Below are 22,965 nucleotides of genomic sequence, written 5' to 3'. Positions count from 1 at the left end.
CCAGTGGCTGCACACCTACAATCACCACCGCGGACACACCGCGCTCGCAGGCAAACCACCCGCCAGCCGCGTCCCCAACCTCACTGGGCAATACAGCTAGGTCGCCTACGGACGGACTCCGCCCCCTGCCGGGGGCACACAAGTGCCCGATGCCAGCGCCAACACGTGGTGGGCCCTGATCGCGTCGGTCTCGACGCGATCACCTCCAGCACCGACCCCTCTATGCCGTATCTACCTTCTGCTGCTTGACCCAGGCCTGGATCTCGGACACCTTGAACTGGATCTTGGCGTTCCGGCCGGCGCCGAACCGGTAGACGGCGAGCCCCGCCCGAGGGGCTTCCCTGTACACCCACTGCACCGACATGTTCAGGTACTGAGCGGTCTCTCTCACATCCATGAACTGCGGCACCATCGGAACTCCCTGGAGCTTGAGGACCGGAATGCAAATCCCGGCACTGGTCTTGCTCCATGACTCTCACGACGGAACAGGCTTGGCCCTGCCGTGACTCGACGCTATGATCCGGCCGCCTCGCGACTTCCGCAGGTTGTAAGTGAGTTCTGGGAATAACGGTGGCTGCCGAGTGATTCTCGGTTCCCTAGATCTGAGTCAGGAGAACAGGGGCATGCCGGTGAGTGATCTCAGAGCTTTTCGTGTTCACGACGGGACGGCTACGGAGATGCAGGGGTCGGCCGTTGCCCTGGAAAGGGAGCTGCAGGCTCTAATCGAAGCCAACATGGAGACGATGCTGGGCATCCGGTTCCTAGCCAGCGAGTACCCCACCGGACGTCACCAAGGCCGTATCGACTCCCTTGGCCTGGACAAGAACGGGACGCCCGTGATCATCGAGTACAAGCGGACCCGGGACAAGGAGCTGCTCCCGCAGGCCCTGTCGTACCTGGCGTGGCTGGAGGACAATCACCACGAGTTCGAGCGCCTCGTCGCAGACCGGCTCGGCTACGAGGCCGCTGGGGCAGTCGACTGGAGCAACCCCCGGGTCGTCTGCATCGCAGGGGACTTCACGCCTCACAGCGCCGTCGCGCTGGAGGTCATCGGCCGAAGGATCGACCTCGTCGCCTACCGCGCGTTCGAGGACGTACTCAGTCTCCGGCTGGTCGCCTCAGTAGCTGGGACAGCAGCTCTTGCCCAGCGGCGGCCTTCTCTCGCCACCGCCTCGGTCAGCCCGCGTACGAGCGTGAAGCCGGTGCAGGTACATGGCGCCGGAGGAGTTCGTACGAGGCTCGGTCATCGACGTCCGGACGACCGTGTTCAACCTCGGCAGAGCTCTGCGGCTCCTCCTTGACGCTGGCGACGAGGAGACTCAATGGCGCGGCACTCGCAGCCAACTGGGCGTGATCCAGCAAGCCACAGCAACAGATCCACAGACGCGGTTCGCCTCAGTGAGCTCGCTCGTCGAAGCCTGGTCCACAACAACCTGACAGCCAGCGGGCGCGTGCCGGGCCTTCAACCGGCCCAAGGCCAGGCAAACGCCCGCATCTGGCAGCAAGAGCCTGCGGGCTCCGCACCTGCATCGATCTCAGCCGCCAGGCGCGCGGCCTCCTTCCGCGCCGGCGCCAGCAGCAGGTCCTCCTCGTCGGCGTGGGGGTCGACGATCTTCGACAGGAAGAACAGCGACGTCAGCTTGCCGTCCCGGCTCGCCAAGTCCGCGCGCCTCTCGTGGCGGACGCGGTCCGCGAGCGCCGCGGCAGCAAGCGCGTTCCCCCCACAACATCACGGCAGGGCTGCAGACGGTACCCCAGAGAGGAACGAGAACAAGGTGATCACCAAGCGAAACGCACGGGCCATCCTGTTGGACGGCGCCGAGCTCGTACTGATCAAGCGGACCAAGCCCGGCCGGGACCCCTACTGGGTGACGGTCGGCGGCGGTGTCGAGGCCGACGACGTGACCATCGAGGACGCCCTGCACCGAGAGGTATTCGAGGAGCTCGGCGGCAAGCTCAGCCGTGCCGAGCTCGTGCACCTGATCACCGACTCGCTGGAGAACGGCCTCGGTGTCCAGCACATCTTCGCCGCGCGCCTGGACCAAATGGATATCAAGGTACGTACCGGCACCGAGTTCGACAAGCCCGAGCGGGGCGGATATGAGGTCGTACGCGTGCCGTTCACGGCGAAAGCGATCCGGCAACTCAACCTGATGCCGCCGGAGCTGGCCCACTTCGCGGCCAGCAACGTCGAGGCCATCAAGTCCGTCCTAGACATGCCGATCCGCGCATCCTGAGCGCCGCCATGGTCATCAGCCTCAACGCCCCAGACAACGTCGGCAAGACCACCACTTACGCCTGCTGGCCGCTCGTTTCCCCAACGTCCAGCCGCTCGGCTCCGTGCACGAACACCACTCCGCTGCCCGGAGACGAGGGGCACGCCACGTGGTGTTCGAGCAGTCCACTCCTGCCGAGCTGCCTGGGCTGCTCCTCCACAGCTACGACGAGCGGTCCGGAGCCTTCGAGCACGGCCGCGCAAGAAGGTGCGTCGGTCGCGGCCAAAGCTCCAAGGGGCGAGGTGCCCTTCGGGCCACGCGGCGGAGCGTCACCGTCACGCCGCTCCGCCGCGACGGTACCCGGCCCACAACCGCCCGCCGGCCTGAACGAGTACCTCGTCCACCACACCGATCAAGGCCTCGCTGTGCCCATCCAAGGCCGCACGGACCGCACTGTGCAGACGCGCACTGAGTCCAGGCACAGCCGTCTCAAGGCGACGGGCCAGCCACTTCCCCCCTCCGCTCCAGGCCCCGTCGAGGGCCAGGGCCAGCTCCCCGGTCCGCCTCGCCAGTTCCGTCACGATGAACAGCCGCTCGCCCCCGTCGACGCTCCCCGCAAGATCGTCCAGGAGATCGGACATCGCATAGCGGTAGTCCTCAATCTCCTCGACCGGCACAGCGGGAAGACCCACGGCAACCATCTGCTTGGCTTCAGCGGCAAGCCGTTCACCAAGTCCGTCCTCATCGAAGAGCAGCACCCCGTCTGCACACATCCACAGCAGCGGTGACCGGCGCTTGCGCATCTCCCGCTCAACGAATTCGTGCCAGGTCTTCTCCGTATGCACGAACATCTCAACCGGCCAGTCGCCATGCTGGAAGCTCTCGCGATACGGGGCCGGAGCTCCATGCAGCAACACCACGATGTCAAGGTCAGACATCGAGGTGCGGCGCTCTGTCACGACGCTGCCACCCAGAAACGCTGCCCGAGCAGCAGGATGACGTTCCTCAACAACGATGCGTGCCACGACAACCGGGTCCATGCAGCCACTATCGGTATCCAGGCCAGGATGTGCACGCGGATTCCAGTTCCCTGAGTACCCGCGGATGCGACGCCTTACCAACGGTGAGCCCATCGACGGGGCGTGTACGGAGGCTTATCGTGTCGCCGAAAGTGTCGGCCAACCTCCGCGGGTATTGCCTCGAGTCTGCTGAACTCAGAGACAGCCGCGGAGGGGGGTCGGTCATGGGAGCCACCTGGCGGTCCTGACCGGCCCATCCGCCCCTCCACACCCGGTGGCCTGCTTGCCGCAGGTCCCAGTAATCGGCGAGCATCTCCGCCAGCCAGGTCGGCTCCGGAACGCTGCCTCCGTAGACCGAAGCGTCGCCCCATCGTTCCGCCTCAGCATGCCGAATGACCATCAGAGCCGGCACCGCGGTTGCGATGGGGATTGAGTTGCCCGCTACCGTTCGGACGGTACCGCGTGACCCGCCTCCGTGCTCAATCGTTGGGGATCTGCCTTGAGCTCTGTGATCAGCCCGCTCCTTCCCGGCGACCCGGTGCAGATCGCCTCGTACAGGCTCATCGGCCGTCTCGGCTCAGGCGGCATGGGCACGGTGTACGCAGCATTGGATGACCAGGCCCGCAGGGTTGCGCTCAAGGCGGTGCACCCTCAGTTCGCCGCTGATCCTCAGTTCCGCGCCCGGTTCCACCGCGAGGCGGCGGTGCTCCGTCGAGTCTCCGGGCCGTGCTTGGTCCCCTTCATCGACGCAGATCCGACCGCCGACATCCCGTGGCTGGTTACCGAGTACGTACCGGGTCCCACCCTGCACGAGCACCTGGTTGCGCAGGGCCCATTGTCCGGCGTCCAGCTGAACCTGTTCGCGGCCGGGACAGCGGCCGCGCTGGCCGCAGTGCATGCCGCCAAGGTCGTGCACCGCGACCTCAAGCCAGCCAACGTGATCCTCTCCCCACACGGCCCCCGCGTTCTCGACTTCGGCATCGCCCACGTGACAGACGGAACCGCAGTCACCCGCACTGGCGTCACGACCGGCACTCCGGGCTGGATCAGTCCAGAGCAGTACCGAGAGGGCACTACGGACAGCCTGGGAGACGTGTTCGCCTGGGGCGCGCTCGTCGCCTACGCCGCCACCGGCCGCCCTGTGTTCGGGACGGGAGCCCCAGACGTGGTCGCGTACCGAGTGCTGGGTGAGGAACCCGACCTCGAAGGCGTACCTCAAGAGCTCCGGGGAGTGCTCGCGGCCTGTCTGGCCAAGAAGCCCTCCCAGCGCCCGCCCGCCAAGGACCTCGCCGGGGTCACTTCCGACCTACTCGGCAGCGCGGCAACTCAGATCATCCCCGCCCCAGAGCAGCAGACAGCGGTCCACGAGCTGATCGCCACACAGTGGCGCATTCCCACCGTCGAAGACCCGGCCTGGAGCACAGACACCAAGCGCCGGCCGACCAGACGCGGAATCTGGGTGCGCCGCGGGGCCTTCATCGCGAGCGCGGCATCCGTCGGTGCTCTCGGCGCTGTGCTCCTCAGTCTCCTCCCGCATGATGCTTCACCGACGGAGCCGTCTGCCGGCGCCACCACATCCGCCCCTTTGGCCAGGGACGACGACCGGCCGCCTGCTCCAGAGCCGTCGAACAGCGTCACCGCACCCACCGCTGTCGCGGACAAGCCGAGCCCGACTCCAGCCCCCTCCATTCCGCGGCTGACCCGAACCGAAGTCCACTCCATCGCTCCATGGGCCGTCGGCGGCAGCGCCCCCGCCAAGGGAATCACGGTCACCGAGGACCTGGTCGGGGCGTGCTGGAGCAGCTCAACCAAGACCCAGCGCACAGACGCCTGGCGCTGTTCAGCCGACAGCACCATCCTCGACCCTTGCTTCGCTCCGGACGTGGGTCCGGAGCATCCGGTGCTTCTGTGCATGGGAGCCGACCCGAACCTCATGCGGCGCCTGACCCTCACCGAAACACTCCCCGGCAACAACTTCCACATCCCGGGCGGCCCCGTCCCCACCCCCTTGATCATCGAGCTCGCCAACGGCAAGACGTGCGCATTCGCCGGGGGTGCCACCGACTCGCTCGCCGGCCAGCGCCTCAACTACTTCTGCGACGGCGGCGGAAGCGTGTACGGAGACCCCGACCAAGACCGCCCTCTCTGGAGCGCCGCCTACCGGGCAGAGCAGGCAAACACCACCATCAACACTCCCATCAAGGCCGCCTACCAGTAGGCCACCGCTTGACCAGGCAGCCGTTTCGACGTTGTCCCCATCTTCGGAACCCGAGCTGGCGCTGCGATGCCTCGCACGCCTGTCGCACGCAGGCGGTGTCACCGCGGACCGGGGTGGGCACGCCCCCACGCCCGGAGTGGCTTTGTACGCGAGTAGCGGTACTGGCTCAGGTCGGTTCTGGCTCAACTTCTGGATACTGTTGGTGATCTTCGGCGCGAGCCCCCATCGAGTTCTGGCGGTCGCTGGTCACGCAACAGCTACCAAGCCAGGCTGCCGGCCGAGGGAAGTACGAGAGCACGCCCATCGGCTACGACTCCGCCATCCCGCACAGGCGTAACGGCACGACGTCCATGGACCCCTGCGAGATCACCAACAGCATCCGGCGGTCGGAACCCTTCACTTGGCGGACGTGAGCGGTGTTGGGACGGTGCTTCGCATGGCGGCCCTGTCGACCGGGAGGAGTCCGGTCGGAGCTCGGCTGTTACGTAGGTGCAAGATCCAGATGCGAGTCCCATCTCGTCGTGTTGTTGTTGAACAGGGCCATATTCCGAGGACAGCAAAGAGGAATCAATTATTCGGCGCAATCGGGTGGCGGCGCCTGCATACCTTCCGAATATCCGCAGGAGTAAGCTGTGGTCCGCAAGTACATCAAGCGGAGAAAGGCGCGAGAGCTCAACTCGCTCGCGGATGAGGCATATCGCGCGGGCCTGGCCAGCGGCAAGCTGGCCACAAGTCGTGCACGCGATCTCCTTTCCGGTGAGCCAACCTCCACTGAACGGAATCTGGCTCACGCCTACTTTAGAGACCGTGTGCCGAGCAGCCTGAGGCCCCATCTCATCCCTTTCGCACGCCAGTTCGCTGTCTCCGAAACCCGGAGTCGACAACTGAACCTCATGCTCCAGAGTCACCACATCGCAGCCCGCCAGAAATTCGGAGTTGAAATAGGAAGACTCGCACACCTGGTCTACTCACTCAACGACGTAGCGGACGCCGGAGTGACCTCGGAGCCGGACCACAGCTTCCTTGTGCGCTACTCCGACCGCCTCTATCAGTTCGTCGAATTCTTCGCGATGCTCACGTTCAATGACTTCTTCCGTGCTGACGATCTCGCTGCCCTCCAAAATCAGGGTATAAGCGCGTCCCCGGACGACATCAGAGCTGCCTTGGTCCGCTATGCGCTCATACAGGAGAACCTCACCGACGGTGGCGCCTACCTAGTTGCCAAGGAGGCCACAAGGCTGAGGTACCTCTACACGCCTGGCGCGATGCAGGGGTATGCGGCTCACAGTTTCATCCTTGCCCACGAGCTTGCACATCGATTGATCGACGAACTCGACACCACGCCACAACTCCGCGGTTGGCTCGCCGACAACGCTCTGACAGATCCTCGTTCAGAAACAACGGCCGATGCGATAGCAGTCGCGCTGATGGCGTCCAGCCAACCTGACAAGTGGCTTGAGGCTGAGGGTTCTCGCTTGGCGCTCAGCGCACTCAGTGCTCTTGAGGTCGGATCACATGCAAGGTTGCCACGCCTCGGAGTGGAGATCACAGAACGCCTTAAGATGGTCACGCCACTTTGCCGAGTTGCGAGTAGCCCTCGGATCAATCCGGCACGCATCGACTTTCTCCGGGAGGTCGCCTCCTATAAGGGTCCCGTCTCGTCTCAAGGCTGGGATGCGCTCCACTACCTGGTCAAGCGCGGACGCATCGCAGCAATTGGTCCCGTGCACCAAGCAATCGATCTCGCCCGCTTCGGTGATCTTCCGTTTGCCATTGGCAAGGGAGACATCGGGCTGAGCCTTCTGCGGCAGCAGATCAATTCCGCACCGACCGTCTTCCCATCACTGGTGGAGTCCATCGATACGCTGAGGCTCCGCTCCTCCGATGGAATCGGTTCATACACGTCGCGCTTCTGCGACATTCTAGGGATCGGAGAGGACGGAAGGGAGGCTATGGAAGATGTCTCTTCCCCGGTTCGGATCTACGACCTCATTGCGTGGCTATTTGAAAGTTCGGCGCTCGCTCCGCTCATCAAAACAAATCGCCAAGAGGGATACGCTACCGCAATCTATCTCTCGGGTGTCTACGCAGGTAGTTGTTCTGAAACTTGTGAAAGGCGATCATGATGACCGACTGGGAGAACGCGACCGAGGAAGAATTGCTGGTAGAGTTGGACTCCATTTTGTACGGGTCCAAAGAACACCTATCCGGCAGGGAGTTGCGTGCCGCGCTCGAACGGAGTCGTCGTTGGGTGCGGGAGTGGACAGAGCGTCATCGTGACGAACTGTGTGCGGAAGTTGGTCGCCACCCCCTGCAGACCAATGACGGGCTCGTGGAACTTGCGACCGTCGTCGACATCATCATGCAGATCGGTCTCGGGCACGCGAGCGCCACAGTACTGGCAGCGATCCTGATCAAGCGCGGGATTGGTGCCCTGTGCAGAGACTCCGCAGCGACCGGGACGGAGTGAGCCCTATCTGCGGCCGACGGCGCAACCCACCCTGTAGCCCCAGGGTACGGCTGCCCGTAGGACAGCACATTCAATTGGTCAACTCGAACGCTAACTCCAGAAGGGTTTGACCGCGCTTCCGGATGCTGTGCCAGAACCACATCCCATCCAACATGCCGCTGGGAGCCAATGGAGCATTCACCACTCTTCCGTACAGGTGTACATGCGACGTTCCCTGCCTCCAAGGCCGGCGGCTTCGCGGGATGGCCACCCCATCACGCCTTGGCGCCGTAGCTTTGAGACAGCCAGGATGGTGCCGCATGGCGGTTCGTGGCAGGGTCGTCCTCATGCGGATTCTCGTGATGGGCGGCACCTGGTTCCTCGGCCGAGCAATCGTGGACGACGCGCTACGACGCGGGTGGGAGGTGACGGCGTTCAACCGCGGCCGCTCCGGTGCGGTCGAGGGCGCCGACACTGTCCGGGGAGACCGGACCAGCCCCGAGGACTTGAAGCGGCTCGCCACACATGGGCCTTGGGATGCCGTGATCGACACCTCCAGCAGCGAGTTCCCGCCCCGTGATGTGCTCCTCGCCGCCGATGTCCTGCGACCTGTCGCTGCCCGGTGGGTTCATCTCTCCACGGTGTCCGTCTATCAGGGCTGGCCCCACCAGCCGCTCACCGAGGACTCCCCGCTGCTGGAGTGCCCACCGGACGCCGATGAATCATTCGGGCACACCGGCCCCGAAGGCAGCCCGACGAAGTACGGGTTCCAGAAGGCGGGCGGAGAGGCCGCGGTGCGGGCCGCCTTCGGAGATGACGTCGTGTTCTTGCGGCCTGGGGTGATCCTGGGCCCCGGCGAGTACGTCGGCCGCCTCCCCTGGTGGCTTGCCCGTGCACAACGCGGCGGCCCGATCGTCGTCCCGGCGCCGGCCTCACAGACGATCCAGCCCGTGGACGTGCGCGATGTCGCCGCCTTCGCCGTTGACCAAGCCGCCGCAGACATCCCCGGCCGGGCGTTCAACGTCGCCCATCCGGAAGGCGTCAGCTGGGCTGATTTTATCTCCACGTGCCTCGCGGTCACCGGCGGCGCCGGCCGCCCGGTGTGGGCCGACGCTTCGACGCTCACCGCTCACGGCGTCAAGCAGTGGACGGAGCTCCCTCTGTGGCGTACCCATGCCGGGGTGTGGTCCGTCGACGCCTCCCTAGCCGTTTCATCTGGCCTTCGCTGTCGTCCGCTCGCTGAAACCATCGCCGACACCTGGGCGTGGATGCAGGCGGACGGGCGACCGGTCGAACACCCGAGGTGGTCGGAGCACGGCGTGGAGGCGGGCAAAGAGGCCAAGATCCTCGCCTCCCTCGGCCACCGGTAGGAGCTGGGGTGGCACCGGGGTCAGGGTTCGATGGCGAGGAGCCGGCCCCCGGTGCCCCACTGCCTCGGTGCCGACAGTCGCCCGAACTCCTCGATCTGCTCGCCGAGCGTGATGGCCTTTTGCGCCCCCTGGAACACGGGGCCAGTCAACGCCCGCCGCAGGGTCCCGGTTCGTTCCAGCAGGCCCGCCACACGCTGTTCCGCCGGGATCGCCCACACCGTCTCCAGTGTCACAGCCGCGGCGTCCAGATCACCCCGGAGAACCTGCGCGGCGGCAAGGTCGGCCGACGCCTTCCCGCGTACCGATGCTGACTGCCGAGCTGGCGGCCGCGACGCGACGAGACCCAACGCGCGCTGCGCCGTCGTCTCCGCCCCCGCCCCGTCACCGACGAGGAGGGCCGTGGTGCCGTTGGACATGAGCAGCCTTTCCTCGTTGAAGGCGAACTCACCGCCCACGTCGTCGTGCAGCTCGTCCCGCTCACCGCTGTCCTGCCGCGTCGACGCGACGAGAGCCCGGGTTGCCCGCTCCCGGTCTCCGAGGTGCCCGTGAGCACGGGCCTCAATGGAGAGCAGCCGTCGCCGGGCCGTGTCGCCCAGCCCTGCGTATGACAGCGCCGTCCGCGCCTGCCGTACGGCCTCCGAGGGCCGACCCGTGAAGTAGGCGCAGATCGCCAAGGACCCAGTCGCGTAAGCCCGCAGCGGATCGAACCGAGCCATCTCCCCGTACAGAGCCGCTGACCGGGCGAGGCGGGCTGCGTCATCCAAGGCACCGAGGTCAAACGCGGCGGTCGAAAGCAACGCGCACGCCTGCCCCGCCACAATCAGCAAGTCCTGTTGCTGAGCGGGCACCTGTGTGAGCCCCCGCTGGTGCTCCGCCTCCGAACGCAGAACCTTCGCTCGCCGGAACACGTCGAACGCGCTCACGGCGCCATACGAGCGGGCAAGCGACAGGGCGTCGTCGCGGAGCTGGTCAACGGTGGTATCGGATACAGACTGCGCGGCGGCAGCCCCCGCTTCATCAGCGGCGTCACGTGCGGTCATAGCAATGTCACCTTCGAGGTTGTACGCAATGGGAGCGCCCGAAACCGGGGCTGACAGCGCAGGCGGAGGCCCGAATAACGCTGCAGCGTCCACGTCGAATAACTGCTCCAGCGCCCGGCACATGTCCGGCCCGGGCAGCGTCTTGACCCGGCCTGATGTCCACCGCCGGAACTGAGCCTCCGACACCGTCAGACCCAGCACGCCAGCCTGTGTGGCTGCCCGCTCGAAGGCCGTGACGAAGTCCCTGTACCGCCACTGCCGCTGCTGGACTAACAGCCACAGCAACGTCGCCGGCTCGTGCATCGGTCGCTCCCTCACTGTCCGGAGACGGGCCACACCGCCCCGCTCCTCTTCGTTGCCTACCCGTCAACGCCCACACCGCGCAATGGAATCCGCACAGATGACATGACAGCGCCATCCCCATGACACCCCGCTCACCCTGGCGAGCACCAGATGACACCCGCCGCGTCGTGGTCGTGACACCCCCACCAGGGGGACTCTTACGCCACCCCGAAGAGCCCAGTGAAAGGGAGCGGACCGTGAGCAGCCCCCGGCTTCCCCGCCGAACCCCCGGCGAGACCAGTACGCAATACGCGGCAGCCGTGGCCCCGTACACCGAGACGGACGCGAGCTCCCCGTCGGTACTCCGCAGTCTGCCCCGGGCCGCCGAGGCGTTCCGCACCGCGCAGGGCGATCCCGTCAGGTGGAGCTCCGCTCAGTTCGACGCCTTCCTCGACCTCGGAGGCGCCCAGTGATCACGAGCACGGATGCGAACCTCTGGGTCACGGAGGACCTCGGTCACCAGCTCCTCGGCCGCGAAGTCGCGCAACCGTCCAGCGGGCGGCGCGGAACTGTGGGCACCGTCCTGATCTACGCCTCGAAGATCAGCAACAGGGTGGTCAAAAGGGTGGCGCACATGCGCCCGCTGGACGACTCAGGACGGGAGTGGACTGCCGATCCGGGCACCCTCCAGTCCCTACAGCCGATCGCCTCCAAGTTGCCCACAGGCAAGGGCTGAACAAGCTTCCCTCCCATAGCCGACCACGTAGTCGGCCAATGGGAGGGGAACGGCGCCCCCAAGGCGCCGGGTGTGAATCCGCAATGTCCTACAGCACCAAGCCGGCTGCTGCCGGAGCGAATCAGAGCTGCCCAACCCGGGCAGTTTTACCCTCCCATCAAGGAGATCAGTCATGCCGAAGCCCAGGCGAGAGAAGCAGAACCACCTGATCTACGCGGACGTCGTGGACTCCAAGTCCAAGGCGGGCGTGTGGATGGGGGAGCGCGCTTCCTTCCGCGACAAGCAGGGCCGCATCCTCGAGGCGCTGAAGGACCGCACCGACTGGGTCAACCTGGAGGGCGCCGTCATGGTCATCAGCACCGAGCCGGCCGGTCTCACGGTCATCGCGCCGAACCCGACGCTCCCCGGTGTGATCGTCCTCTCCGACGGCGGCTCCCCCGCGGCCTCCGCCCGGCTCCAGGCCAACGCCGAGGACAAGGTCCGCGCCGTCATGGCCGAGCTGGGCATCGCCGAAGAGGAAACGGCGGCCTGACCCAGTGGCCACTCCCCAGGTGCTGTGGGGGAAATACTTCCAGTACGACCGCGACGGCGAGGCTGTCCTCCTCGACCCGGTCACGCTGGAGAGTGTGCTTCTCGACCCCGGCGAGGTCTCTGACCTCGCCGGGGTCCCCCCGACCGCGACGCACTTAGCCCTCGCCGGGCTCGGCTTCACCCAGGACGGCCCCGCGGCCGACCGCCGTGAAGCACTCCATCACCGCCTCCACACCCTGGGCATCGACCCGACACCGCGCAGGATCAGCGGCCTCCGAGTGGTGCTCACCGACCGCTGCAACATGGCCTGCACCTACTGCTTCGTCGAAACCAACAGCGGCAAGCCGGACATGACGGAGCAGGAGCTCGCCGCCGGCCTTGAGTTCCTGTTCGAGCAGAATGCGGGGCAGGAGGAGGTCTCGATCCAGTGGTTCGGCGGCGAGCCGACCATCCGCTTCGACCTCATGCAGTACGGCGACGGACTCGCCGACACCCTCGCGGCCCGCCACGGCGTAGCGCGGGTCCGGCGCACGGTCGTCACCAACGGCGCCCGCCTGACGGATGAGGCCCTCGACCACTTCGTGCAGCGCGAGTACGGGGTGGGCATCTCCATCGACGGCCCTCCGGGGATCAACTCGGCGAACCGGCTGCTCCTCGGCGGCCAGCCCGCGGACGACCGGATCCGCCGCAACGTCCGGCGCTTGGTCGAGGCGAAGGGCCTGCACGTCGGCTGCAACCTCACCCCCACGGCGTCGAACATCGGGCGCCTGGCCGAGAGCGTGCAGTGGATCATCGACGACCTCGGCCTCAAGTTCATCTACGTCAACACGCCGATCCCCACCGGGGGCGAGTGGCGGGTGAACGGCGCCGACCTGGCCCGCGAGCTCTACGAGGCCCGCCTGACCGCGCTCGGGAAGGGCGGGATGCTGTTCTCCGTCCTCGACCGAGCCTTCCAGGCCCTCGACACCCGCCGGCCGATGCTGTTCGACCACATGCAGGGCGACCGCAGCCTCAACGCTGCCTTGCTGCCTGGCAACCGGATCAGCGTGTGCGACATCAACTTCACCGAGCCCTCGTTCCTCCACACGCTCGACGACCTGCGGTCGGACCCCAGCCTCCTCACAAGGGCGACGAAGAAGGTCGCGCCGCTTCCCGAGTGCGGTGACTGCCCGGCGCTGGCCATCTGCGGCGGTCCGTCCCGCAACGAGCAGGCGCTCATCGGCGGCAGCACCCCAGACCCGCAGATGTGCGCCTTCTACACCAGCACCGTGGCCATCGCGGTGTGGGACAACACGGGGGTGCAATGAGCGCCCCCGCCCGTACGGCGCTGGTCTCGACGGCCGGCCACTGCGAGGTCGCGTGCAGCTTCTGCTTCCGGGCCGACCGCGCCCGCGGCTTCCTCACCACCGCGACGTACACGCGTGCCCTGTCTCGGCTGAAGGAGGCCGGGGTGGAGGGCGTGTGTCTGACCGGTGGTGAGCCCACCCACCACCCGGACCTCAGGCAGCTCGTGCGCCTGGCCCTCCAGTTCGGCATGACGGTGTCCATGGTGACCTCAGCCCGCTCGGAGGCTGAAGTCACCGCCCTCGCGGAGATTGGTCACCTGTTGACCAACGTGACCGTCTCTGCGGACTCGCAGGGCGCGATGACGCTCGGCCGCACTACCCGGAGCGCGGCCTCGGCTGTCGCGACACTGGATGCCGTGGACACCCCGTCGAAAGTCCTGCACCTGACCTACTGGGATGTGGACGACGAGGAAGTCGCGCAGCTCGCCGGCCTCGTGGCGGGAACGGGCATCGACGTCCAGCTGAGCCCGGTTCTCCTCTCGGAAGACGCCCTGAGCCGGGAGAGCCGATCGGTCCAGGATTCCCTGAGGCAGAGGGCGCGCGATACTGCGGCACTCGGTCAGTACTTCCTCCTGTCCAACGGATACCGGTCCTACCTCGACGATCTTCGGCGGATGCAGCTGTCCGAGGAGGAGAGCCACCCGTGCCGGTCGGCAACCCTCTATGTGTCCGCCAAGGGTGAGGTGCGGCGCTGCCCCTATGGCGCATCCGAGATCAGTGTTCATGCCCCACGTACTGAGATCAGAGCCTTCCTCGACGCGCAGGCCACGGACCGCGTCGTACCCGACTGCGCCGCCATCTGCCGCCCTACGTCCCGCGACTGCGCGGCGGCCTGACCCTGGGGGTTCACGTGCAACCGTCGGTCTCCGTCACCGACCCTCACGACTTCAGCACCCACTGGAGGCAGCCACCGAACTTCCGCATGCAGGTCCCGTTCGACTACCTGTTCCTGCCCGCGATCACCATCCTCGACCACATCCGCCGGGATGACGAGGTGCGATTCACGGTCCTCGGAGAGGACGACTGGGCTGTGCGCATGGAGCGCACAGCCGCGTTCCGCACGGCCCCGGTCGAGGAGATCGCCACGTGGCCATTCCGCCTGGTGCACTTCAACCTTGCCCGGTTCTATGGCGAACTGCTGGCCGGCTTCCAGGAAGAGGTCATGGCGCCCTGGCGCACCTACCTCTCGGCGCAGGGATTCACGTGGCAGCGGTGCGCACCGATCCTGTTCCTGTCCACCGAAGGCGCGGCCTCGACCTACCACAACGACAACTCACACGGCTTGGTCTGGCAGGTCCAAGGGGTCAAGACCTTCCACAGCTACCACAACCCCGACAAGCACCTGGCGCCCGAAGCCGCGGTCCTCGGAGAAACCACGGCCGAGGATCCCCCGCCGCACGCCGAGACGGACCGGCAGTCGGTGGCGATGCAGCCGGGCGACCAGCTGTGGAGCCACGCCCTGACGCCGCACTGGGTCACCACCGAGTCGCCGCTCGCGCTCAGCGTCACCCTCTCCCACGGCGGCCTGTGCCGCCGTGGCCGGTACACCGAACGCGAATTGGCCCTGCGCGACCACTGGGACAAGAACCCCGCCGAGGCGTGGACCCTCGACCTGGGCCACACCCGGTACTGAGCGAACCCTTGCTGCCCCACCGCCAGGCTGGCGGTGGGGCAGAGGCGTGTCTACCCCTGACTCAGGGGGTGAGGCGGTTCGGTCCCCGGAACAGGAACGCGGCCTCGCGGATCGAGTCGAGGCCGAGCATGACCATCAGGATCCGGCCGAGGCCGGCGCCGAGGCCGCCGTGCGGCGGGCACCCGAACCGGAAGATGTTCATGTAGTCCTGCATCGGCTCGGTGTCCAAGCCCTTCTCCGCCGCCTGCTTGAGCAGCGCGTCGGAGCGGTGCTCTCGCTGGGCCCCGGTGGTGATCTCCAGGCCCTTCCAGAGCAGGTCGAAGCTGAGCGTCAGGTCCGGCCGGTCCGCCGGACGCATGTGGTAGAAGGGCCGGATGCTGGCCGGGTAGTGCGTGATGAACACGAACTCGTGGCCCGTGAGCTCCTTCATGTGGGCGGCGATGGTGCGCTCACCTTCCGGGTCCAGGTCCTCCTTGACGCCTTCGGGGTCCCAGCCGCCGGCCCGCAGGATCTCCTGTGCCTCGGCCATCGCGATCCTGGGGAACGGAGTCTCCGGTACCACGACCTCGATACCGAAGAGCTCCCGGATCGCCTCACCGTGGACCTCTGCGACCTTCGCGATGGAGTGAGCGAGCATCCGCTCCTCGAACGCCATCACGTCCTCGACGTCGTCGATCCACGACAGCTCGACGTCCACGCCGGTGAACTCGGTCGCGTGCCGGGAGGTGTACGACGGCTCTGCACGGAACACGGGCCCGATCTCGAAGACCCGGTCGATGCCCGCAGCCACGGCCATCTGCTTGTAGAACTGCGGCGACTGCGCGAGGTAGGCCGACCGGTCGAAGTACCCGAGCTTGAACACCTCAGCTCCGGACTCCGACGCGGTGCCCATCAGCTTCGGCGTGTGCATCTCCGTGCAGCCGTTCTGCATGGCGTACTCGCGCAGCCCCTGCTCCAGCGTCGTCTGCGCGGCGAACACCATCTGCGCAGTGGCCCGCTTGCGTACGTCGAGGAACCGCCAGTCGAGCCGGTGCTCGGGGCCGGTGTGCTCGTCGATCGGCAGCGGCGTCTCCGCCCGGTTCAGCACCTCCACCGTCTCGGGGACGATCTCCAGGCCACCCAGGTTGACCTGGGCCGCCTCTACGACACGACCGGTGATTCGGACGGCGGACTCGGGGGTGAGCGATTCGATGACGGCTTCGAGGGGGCCGCCGTCGCGCTTGTGGGTCACCTGGGCCATGCCGGAGTGGTCCCGCAGGATGACGAACTGCATCTTGCGCTGCAGCCGGAGTGCGTTCACCCAGCCGGAGACGGTGACGGTCTGGTCGAGGTGTGCGCGTAGGTCAGAAGCCAGTACGCGGCTAGTCGTGTGGATCATCGCAGCCCTCCAGGGGCGTCGTCATGATCCCTTGGAAGCGTGGGCGAGAAGGGTACTCGCGGTGCCACCACGCCTTTGCCACCGCCAGAAAGCGGCGGCCTCATTCAGCCCGATGACGGGGGCAAACCGGCGGGGCATTGGGCCTGGGGGCCTTTCCTCCCCGCGCTCGGGAGGGTCTTCACCACGGGTGCGAGTCCGCCTTCACAGCTGCCGGCGGCTCTCTCTGCTCGCATAGTCCGTGGTTACTCGTCTCCGTCGACGCGTTGCCCACGAGGATAGGGACCCCATCAGACTCCTGCAACGCAATCACGGGGATGGCGCAAGACTTGACTGGATCGCGTGCATGATCACGGACAGGTCCGCATAGGCGCACTGACGGCCGGCAACGGCTTCCGGGTACTGGCCCGCCTTACCCTTTCAGCCGTCTTGCTGAAGGGCGTCATCACAGTGCCCCGCCTGCACCACGCATCAAATGTGATCGGTATCTATGAAGTAACGGGACGAGTCGCGACATCTCGGCGATCAAGCTCGACTGGAACAGGTACGCAACCAGGCAGTCGCGGCTAGGCTCTCCCTGGTCAGGGCGCTCGTCGTGGGGGCAGGTCGCCGAACGTAGTGGCCTGACGTTCGAACGGCGCTTGGGGGGAACGTGGCAGTCGCATTACCCGAGAAGGGTCGACAGGTGCGCGTGGACGGCGCACTGGTCACCGTTCGCGATGCTGACCATGCCGGTGACGGCACTGTTGAGCTCTTCGTGGTAGACGCAATTGGGGCTCCCCAACGCGTCCTGCTGACTGCCTCCCAGCTAGAGGCCGGCCTGATCCCGGTCAATGATCGAGGCGGCGATCCAGACAGGGCCCTGACTGGCTTATGGGGCCGCTGGATGCAGCACGCAGTACCTCGTATTCGGTCCGCAGTGCTGGCAACTCGCCCCCTTAAGCCGTTCGCCCACCAGGACGAAGCCGTCCACGGGCACATGCTCACTCAGCCGCGTCTTCGGTTTCTGCTCGGTGACGAGCCCGGCACCGGCAAGACGATCATGGCTGGCATGTACTTAACCGAGGGGCGTCGCGTCGGCCTTATACAAGGCCGTGCCGTGATCATCGTGCCTGCGCACTTGGTCACGAAGTGGGAGCGAGACCTCCAGCGCCTCTTCGGGGTAACCGCCAAGCGCATCACTGCATCCGTCGCAGCAGACCCGGCCGATCTGGATCCTCGCTATGACACCTGGCTCGTCTCGCTGGACCTCTTCACCCATAACGGTGAGGTGCGCCGGAAGGTAGCCGGCTCACACAGCTCCTGGTCCCTCGCGATCTTTGACGAGGCCCACCGACTCACTCCGACCAGTCAGTTCCTCGCCGCGGCGCGCCAGGTCGGCGACTGCTCCCACCACTTACTACTCATGACGGCAACGCCGCATCGCGGCAAAGAGCACTACTTCCGCGCCTTGATGAACCTGCTCGACCCCACGCTGTACCCGTGGGAGCCGCGCAAGACTGACTACGAAACGTCGCTCATTCCTTCGAAGCTGTCGTTCCTGCGCCGCATGAAGGAAGACCTGGTCGGACACGACGGGTCGAAGCTGTTCAAGCAACGGTTCTCCGAAACCATTTCGGTGGATCTGAACCCGTATGAATCAGCCGTGTACGACGCGGTCATGGACTACGTAGAGACCTTCTACGCGGACTCCGCGACGTTGGCACGCTCGATCTACGGCAAGCGAGCTGCGTCGTCTCTGTCCGCCATTGCTGCGACGCTGCGCCGCCGTCAGGCAGCTCTGCTGGGCGCTGCCCACGAACGCTCCCAGCCAGTCCCCCCGGAGGGACTCATTACCGCGGACGGTCTCGGTGCTGCGGCAGATGACGACGAAGCATGGGCGCGAGCAGAGACGGCGCTCGTGTCCGCGCGAACCAAGGACAAGCCTCGTGAGCTCTCAGAAGTCGCTGCCATCCTCGAAACGTTGAGCCGTGCTGAAGCCGCGCAAGCGCCAGCGAAGTGGTCGCACTTGATGCAGCTAATGGAACGTCACGGACTTCGTCAAGGCGAGGGCCAGCTACTCGTCTTCAGCGAGTTCTCCGACACTGCGCGATGGCTCCAGGCGCGCTTCGAGGAAGCGGGCTTCAGCTCGAGAATCCTTGAAGGATCCGTCGACCACACAGCCCGCGACGTACTGCAGGAAGACTTCCTGGCAGGGGACTTCCAAGTCCTGGTATCCACTGATGCCGGTGGTGAGGGGATCGATCTCCAGTCCGCTCACGTCATGGTCGACTGGGACCTACCTTGGTCGATGGTCCGTCTTGAGCAGCGAATGGGCCGACTCCATCGAATCGGACAAGAGAATCTCGTTTACGTCTATCACCTGGTGGCTCCGCACACGAGGGAGGGGCGCGTCCAGCAGGTGATGCTGACCAACCTTGAGATTGCGGGAAAGTCTCTGGAAGGCAAGGTCTACGACCTTCTGGATGCTACGGCCGATCGCGCTGGCTTCGACTGGGGCAAAGCCATGCTGGATGCTCAGGCTGGCCGAGAGGTTGTCGTTCCTGACACGCAGACACTGATCGCTTCGGCCCAGGCGCTCGTCGCCGAGGAGCGGAGTCTGGCCACACCAGCCAACGTCTCCGAAGCCTTGGAGCGGTTTGCAGCAGACCGGCTGGAGGCCATTAACCCGATCATCGTCGAGGCGATGGTGGAGCAGGTTGCTCGCACCGAGAGTTGGCGGGTAGGGCCGGGACCAGCCAAGGGTATTCGGGAAGTGGCCGCAACCATCGCACCATTACCCCAAGCGTTGGGCGGTATGTGGCAGGCATATGTGGCTGCGGCTGGTGACTCGGTGCGGCAGGCGATCAACGACGGCGCCGCAGGCCTAGACGATGTGATCGTGCTCGGTCCTACAGAGGAGCCTTTTCAGGAGCTTGTGGCACACGCGCTCTCCCTCGGCGAAGCGGATCTGGTCCGCGGGTCGACGCTGGTTGACAGCGGTTCGCTGACTTCGTACGTGCTGACCTTGTTTGATGCTGACATCCAGGTTCACGACGGCCGTACCAGGATCATCCGCAAGGCTCCGTTGCTCATCCGGTGCTCTCTTGGTCAGGCGATACCTGTTGCCTGGGACTCGCTCATGAAGCTGCGCGCACCAGCCGCCGAGGACCCGGCTCCAGGAGGCCCCGATTCTCTGCCGCCCGCAGTTCGCCACGATGCCCATGAGGCTGCCCGGGAAACCCTGCGCGGCCAGGTTGAAGCCCTGATCCAGGAGCGCAGAGCCTGGATTGCTGCTGCCCGTTCTCAACTGGACGCCACGCAATACCGATTCGAGGAGTCGATCGCAGACCGCCCTCTCGACGAGCGCCGCTCTCTGCTCGAGCAGTTCGCCGTGGCGAAGTCGTCGCGGGAGGCTGTGCTCGAAGACATCGCCGGCGTGAGTGCAAGCTCCGTACGGCTGGTCGGCTGGGTGAGCGTCACTGGTGGAGCGCGGGTCGAGACGTTGGGGTACGACCCGGACGCAGAACAAGTTGCCATCACCACCGTTGTCACCGAGCTCGAACGTCTGGGTTACGACGTCGATGACCGGCAAAGCTCCGGATTGGGCTACGACCTGTATGCCCGCCACCGAGTAACCCGAGAACAACGGCTCATCGAGGTGAAGGGGCAGAGCGGTCCCCTAAGGGCCATCTGGCTCGAACAGAACGAGTGGGCGCAGGCCCAGCAGCGCACGGATGCCTACTGGCTCTACGTCGTCATTACCTGCGCGGCTCGCCCATCCGTCGTCCTGCGGCAGCAGGACCCCGCCGCCGCCCTGAGTAGGCACCGGCGCGTCGAACGCTTTCAGATTCCGCTCTCTGAGCTCAACAGACTGATTGGAGACCAGTAGTGACTACTGGCTCTGTCGTGAACGCGACGACGGGTACCGATCGTGCCGCCGCCAAGGCGCCTGCAGGTTCGGTACCAGACTCGACGGCACGCATGATTGACACATGGTTCCCCTGCGCCGAGGTTGATGCAGCCGTCACAACGCCGGCAGGCTCTGGCCGGAGCGAGAAGGCTCTATTCACCTGGTTCGCTTCGCGACCAATCGCACAAGCTCGAGCTGCAGTCGTCTGCGCGTTGTTGGCAGATACGCCCGAAAACCGAACCGATATCAGACTCGCTGTACAGGTCGGCGACGGCGGTGCGATGGCGCGATTGCGGGAGCGGATCGGGGTCCAGTACCCAGGCAAGGCTCCAGTGGTGTTGGACATGTTTTCAGGGCGAGGGATCATCCCGCTTGAGGCTGCTCGATTGGGTGCCACGGCTGTCGGGACCGATCTCTCTCCCGTGGCCACTCTTGCAGGCCGACTCCTAGCTGAGTTTCCGCTCAAGGATTGGTCCGATGAGCCGCCACTTCCTTTCGCCGCCTCATCGGGTGGAGAGTCACTCGCCCCTGAGGGGGCTGGGGGCTCTCATGATCCCGACGATTCGCCGTTGCCGATTGATGGCCTTGCGCTGCCTGATGATGAGCCTCGCTTGCTGGTAGACGTACGTGCGGTTCTGGCCGAGGTGGGGAAGAGGGTTCAAAGCCGGGTCGCGCAGTACTACCCGCGGAATCCCAGTTTGGGCAAGGCGTTGCCATGGGCCTATCTGTGGGCGGTGACCATTCCTTGTGATGGGTGCCGGCGCCGCTTCCCACTTCTTGGCACAATGACGCTACGTCACCCTTACACGCGCACAGGAGACGAGGGTCAAGCCGTTCGCCTTCTGGCCGACGGCGATATGTGGAGGGTTGAGATCCACTCTGGGCGAGCCGAACAAAATCCTCCCTTCAGTTCACCTGAAGGTAAGCGCGGAAAGTCTGCGCGTTGCCCATTCCAGTCCTGTGGGCACATTCATACTCTCGATGTCGTCAAGGCGAAGGGATTCGCCGGTCAGTATGTAGACGTCATGGTGGCCGTTGGTGAAGTGGATGAAGACAGCAAGCAGAAGATCTTTCGCGTGCCGAGGCATGACGAAATAGAGGCGGTGCGGCTGGCCGACACTGCTACTTTTGAGAACATTTTCAATTTGAGCGCCGTTCCTGATGAGCGCATCCCCGCGGGGAACAGGGACAATGTGCGAGGTAGCGGCTACGGGTACTTGACCTATGGCTCCCTCATGAACAGTCGTCAATCCTTGCTATTCGCCACCACCGCACGGGTCATCTCGGAACTCCATGCTGAACTCTCTGAGATTGTTTCGGCCGAATATGCGGCTGCTCTTGCAGGGTATGCGGCAAGCAACATCATGCGCCAAGTGAAACATAGCACCAGAGGTGCAAGTTCTAGGGCGCATGGGAGGCCTAATGGATCTGAGCAGAACCGCGTTCAGATCGATCACATTTTCTCTTCCCAATCTGTCATTAAGCATCAATTCGACTACATTGAAGCGGGGCCTGGGGAGGGCCCTGGTACATGGTCTTCAGTGTCGATGAGTTTGATTAACGCACTGAAGAAAATCCTCGATGAGACGGACGCGGCTGGCCGTCCGGGGAGGTTTAGGCGGGCATCCGCTGTGGCACTCCCGTACCGAGATGGAACTGTGGACGCCCTAGTGTGCGACCCTCCCTATTACGACATGATCGCCTACGCAGATTCGTCGGATCTCTTCTACGTGTGGTTTAAGCGCGCCTTGGGGAAGGCAATGCCGGAGCTCTTTGACGGCAATGCAGACGGGCCTGACGGACTGCAAGACAAAGCCGAAGAGATCATCGTGAAGGGGCGGGGAGCCAAGGGGGCCGGTGACCATCGGTCGAGCGAAGTTCGCTACGAGTCTATGCTGGCCAGATCGTTCACAGAGGCGCGACGCGTTCTCAAGTCTGATGGACACCTGACGGTGATCTTTGGACACGCGGACCCCGAAGCTTGGAAGAGGTTGCTCACTGCGCTGACAGATGCCGGGTTCGTTGTAACGTCGTCGTGGCCTTCGAGGACTGAGACCGCGGTCACGGGCGTGGCCACGATCTCAGTCACCGTGTCGATCGGTGCCCGTGTCGCACCAAGCCGCCGGCCTATCGGAATCGCGGCACAAGTCGACGCGGACGTGGTCGCTGACGTCAAGGCCCGCTGCCGAGGTTGGGACATCGACGGCCTTGCGCTAGAGGACCAACTCATGGCCTCATACGGGGCGGCGCTCGCAATTGTGGGTCGCTATGAGCGGGTTATCACCCCAAGTGGCGAGCAGGTCCCGCTTGAGCACTACATGACTCTGGCGCGTCGCGCGGTGCGGGACGCAGTCGCTTTGAGGCTTGATGAACTGCCTTTGGAGACATTCGACCCACACACACGCCTCGCAGTCTTCTGGCATGAGCTTTATGGGCGCGCAGACGTACCGAAGGGGGAAGCTCGGTTCTTTGCCCAGTCAGACGACCTGCGTCTTGAGGATCTGCGTGGCCCGATTCTCCTGGAGACCAAGGCGGGGTACCGACTGCGTCACGACGCTCCTGAGAAGGTCACACCTTCATCGAGCGTGTACGAGGTGATCCGGGCGATGGCGGCCCGGTGGTCGTCAGGCACTGAGGCTGTTGCAGCGGTTGTTGCTGACGCGGAATTGTCACCGACGGACGCACATCTGTGGGCGGTTGTCGACTGGGTAGCTGCCAAACTTCCCGGTTCGGACCCCGTTGCGGTCGCCCTCGCCGCCATCAAACGGAATCGCGGCACGGTGCAGGCGTCCGCCGCGATCACGCCGACAGCACCAGCCGCTGTGCCGCACAGCCGCAACCAGACCAGCCTCTTCTAG

Annotated in this window: 19 protein-coding genes; 14 read left to right on the top strand and 5 right to left on the bottom strand. The window is 65.3% G+C overall.

The annotated features are described in order from the left end of the window. Window positions 1-220: 220 nt before the first annotated feature. A complete protein-coding gene (locus ACIQU4_RS12140) occupies window positions 221-397 on the bottom strand; it encodes a helix-turn-helix domain-containing protein (RefSeq protein WP_403728512.1) in 177 nt (58 codons plus the stop codon). A 184-nt stretch (window positions 398-581) separates the two neighbouring features. Between ACIQU4_RS12140 and ACIQU4_RS12135 the strand changes: the two genes are divergently transcribed. Continuing rightward, window positions 582-1,301, top strand: a complete 720-nt coding sequence (locus ACIQU4_RS12135; RefSeq protein WP_403728510.1) for a hypothetical protein — start codon at window positions 582-584, stop codon at window positions 1,299-1,301. Between the two features lie 161 nt (window positions 1,302-1,462). Here ACIQU4_RS12135 and ACIQU4_RS12130 read toward each other — a convergent pair whose 3' ends face one another. After that, on the bottom strand, window positions 1,463-1,660 hold the full coding sequence (locus ACIQU4_RS12130; protein ID WP_403728508.1) for a hypothetical protein: 198 nt from the start codon (window positions 1,658-1,660) through the stop codon (window positions 1,463-1,465). A 118-nt stretch (window positions 1,661-1,778) separates the two neighbouring features. Between ACIQU4_RS12130 and ACIQU4_RS12125 the strand changes: the two genes are divergently transcribed. Continuing rightward, the gene (locus ACIQU4_RS12125) at window positions 1,779-2,237 is read left to right on the top strand and encodes an NUDIX domain-containing protein (protein ID WP_403728556.1); all 459 of its coding nucleotides are present in this window, start codon (window positions 1,779-1,781) and stop codon (window positions 2,235-2,237) included. Between the two features lie 314 nt (window positions 2,238-2,551). On the opposite strand, the gene ACIQU4_RS12120 is transcribed toward ACIQU4_RS12125, so the two are convergent. Then, a complete protein-coding gene (locus ACIQU4_RS12120; RefSeq protein ID WP_403728506.1) occupies window positions 2,552-3,256 on the bottom strand; it encodes a nucleotidyltransferase domain-containing protein in 705 nt (234 codons plus the stop codon). Between the two features lie 517 nt (window positions 3,257-3,773). Here ACIQU4_RS12120 and ACIQU4_RS12115 point away from each other — a divergent pair. The 4 genes from ACIQU4_RS12115 to ACIQU4_RS12100 all read left to right on the top strand — a co-directional run bounded on the left by ACIQU4_RS12115 (window position 3,774) and on the right by ACIQU4_RS12100 (window position 9,272). Further along, the gene (locus ACIQU4_RS12115; protein ID WP_403728504.1) at window positions 3,774-5,453 is read left to right on the top strand and encodes a protein kinase; all 1,680 of its coding nucleotides are present in this window, start codon (window positions 3,774-3,776) and stop codon (window positions 5,451-5,453) included. 632 nt (window positions 5,454-6,085) lie between these two features. Beyond that, complete coding sequence (locus ACIQU4_RS12110; RefSeq protein ID WP_403728503.1) at window positions 6,086-7,579, top strand: hypothetical protein; 1,494 nt, start codon at window positions 6,086-6,088, stop codon at window positions 7,577-7,579. Beyond that, entirely contained in the window at window positions 7,576-7,923 is a 348-nt protein-coding gene (locus ACIQU4_RS12105) for a hypothetical protein (RefSeq protein WP_403728501.1), read from the top strand. Before ACIQU4_RS12110 ends, ACIQU4_RS12105 begins: the two co-directional genes overlap by 4 nt. Before the next feature lie 326 nt (window positions 7,924-8,249). Beyond that, window positions 8,250-9,272 (top strand): NAD-dependent epimerase/dehydratase family protein, encoded by a 1,023-nt coding sequence (locus tag ACIQU4_RS12100; protein ID WP_403728500.1) that lies wholly within the window; start codon window positions 8,250-8,252, stop codon window positions 9,270-9,272. Window positions 9,273-9,292: 20 nt separating this feature from the next. Here ACIQU4_RS12100 and ACIQU4_RS12095 read toward each other — a convergent pair whose 3' ends face one another. Then, the gene (locus ACIQU4_RS12095; RefSeq protein ID WP_403728498.1) at window positions 9,293-10,615 is read right to left on the bottom strand and encodes a DNA-binding protein; all 1,323 of its coding nucleotides are present in this window, start codon (window positions 10,613-10,615) and stop codon (window positions 9,293-9,295) included. 236 nt (window positions 10,616-10,851) lie between these two features. Here ACIQU4_RS12095 and ACIQU4_RS12090 point away from each other — a divergent pair, with 236 nt between their 5' ends. The 6 genes from ACIQU4_RS12090 (at window position 10,852) to ACIQU4_RS12065 (ending at window position 14,840) form a co-directional block, all read left to right on the top strand. Next, window positions 10,852-11,067, top strand: a complete 216-nt coding sequence (locus ACIQU4_RS12090; RefSeq protein WP_403728496.1) for a hypothetical protein — start codon at window positions 10,852-10,854, stop codon at window positions 11,065-11,067. After that, complete coding sequence (locus ACIQU4_RS12085) at window positions 11,064-11,330, top strand: hypothetical protein (RefSeq protein WP_403728494.1); 267 nt, start codon at window positions 11,064-11,066, stop codon at window positions 11,328-11,330. The genes ACIQU4_RS12090 and ACIQU4_RS12085 overlap by 4 nt, the downstream gene beginning before the upstream one ends. A 172-nt stretch (window positions 11,331-11,502) precedes the next feature. Next, window positions 11,503-11,862, top strand: a complete 360-nt coding sequence (locus ACIQU4_RS12080) for a hypothetical protein (protein WP_403728492.1) — start codon at window positions 11,503-11,505, stop codon at window positions 11,860-11,862. A 4-nt stretch (window positions 11,863-11,866) separates the two neighbouring features. Continuing rightward, window positions 11,867-13,168 carry a radical SAM protein gene (locus ACIQU4_RS12075; RefSeq protein WP_403728490.1) on the top strand — a complete coding sequence of 434 codons (1,302 nt, stop codon included), beginning with the start codon at window positions 11,867-11,869 and terminating at the stop codon, window positions 13,166-13,168. Then, entirely contained in the window at window positions 13,165-14,043 is an 879-nt protein-coding gene (locus ACIQU4_RS12070) for a radical SAM protein (RefSeq protein ID WP_403728489.1), read from the top strand. Before ACIQU4_RS12075 ends, ACIQU4_RS12070 begins: the two co-directional genes overlap by 4 nt. A 14-nt stretch (window positions 14,044-14,057) precedes the next feature. Beyond that, on the top strand, window positions 14,058-14,840 hold the full coding sequence (locus ACIQU4_RS12065) for a hypothetical protein (RefSeq protein WP_403728487.1): 783 nt from the start codon (window positions 14,058-14,060) through the stop codon (window positions 14,838-14,840). 61 nt (window positions 14,841-14,901) lie between these two features. On the opposite strand, the gene aspS is transcribed toward ACIQU4_RS12065, so the two are convergent. Further along, window positions 14,902-16,218 carry an aspartate--tRNA(Asn) ligase gene (aspS, locus tag ACIQU4_RS12060; protein ID WP_403728485.1) on the bottom strand — a complete coding sequence of 439 codons (1,317 nt, stop codon included), beginning with the start codon at window positions 16,216-16,218 and terminating at the stop codon, window positions 14,902-14,904. A gap of 688 nt (window positions 16,219-16,906) precedes the next feature. Between aspS and ACIQU4_RS12055 the strand changes: the two genes are divergently transcribed. Together ACIQU4_RS12055 and ACIQU4_RS12050 are read left to right on the top strand one after the other, a co-directional pair. Beyond that, the gene (locus ACIQU4_RS12055; protein ID WP_403728484.1) at window positions 16,907-20,086 is read left to right on the top strand and encodes a helicase-related protein; all 3,180 of its coding nucleotides are present in this window, start codon (window positions 16,907-16,909) and stop codon (window positions 20,084-20,086) included. 17 nt (window positions 20,087-20,103) lie between these two features. Continuing rightward, window positions 20,104-22,965 (top strand): hypothetical protein, encoded by a 2,862-nt coding sequence (locus tag ACIQU4_RS12050; RefSeq protein ID WP_403728483.1) that lies wholly within the window; start codon window positions 20,104-20,106, stop codon window positions 22,963-22,965.

The organism is Streptomyces sp. NPDC090741 (assembly GCF_044769045.1).
Classification (GTDB): Bacteria; Actinomycetota; Actinomycetes; order Streptomycetales; family Streptomycetaceae; genus Streptomyces.
The sequence above is the reverse complement of the archived record's forward strand: the minus strand, read 5'-3'. Positions and strand labels throughout refer to the sequence as shown.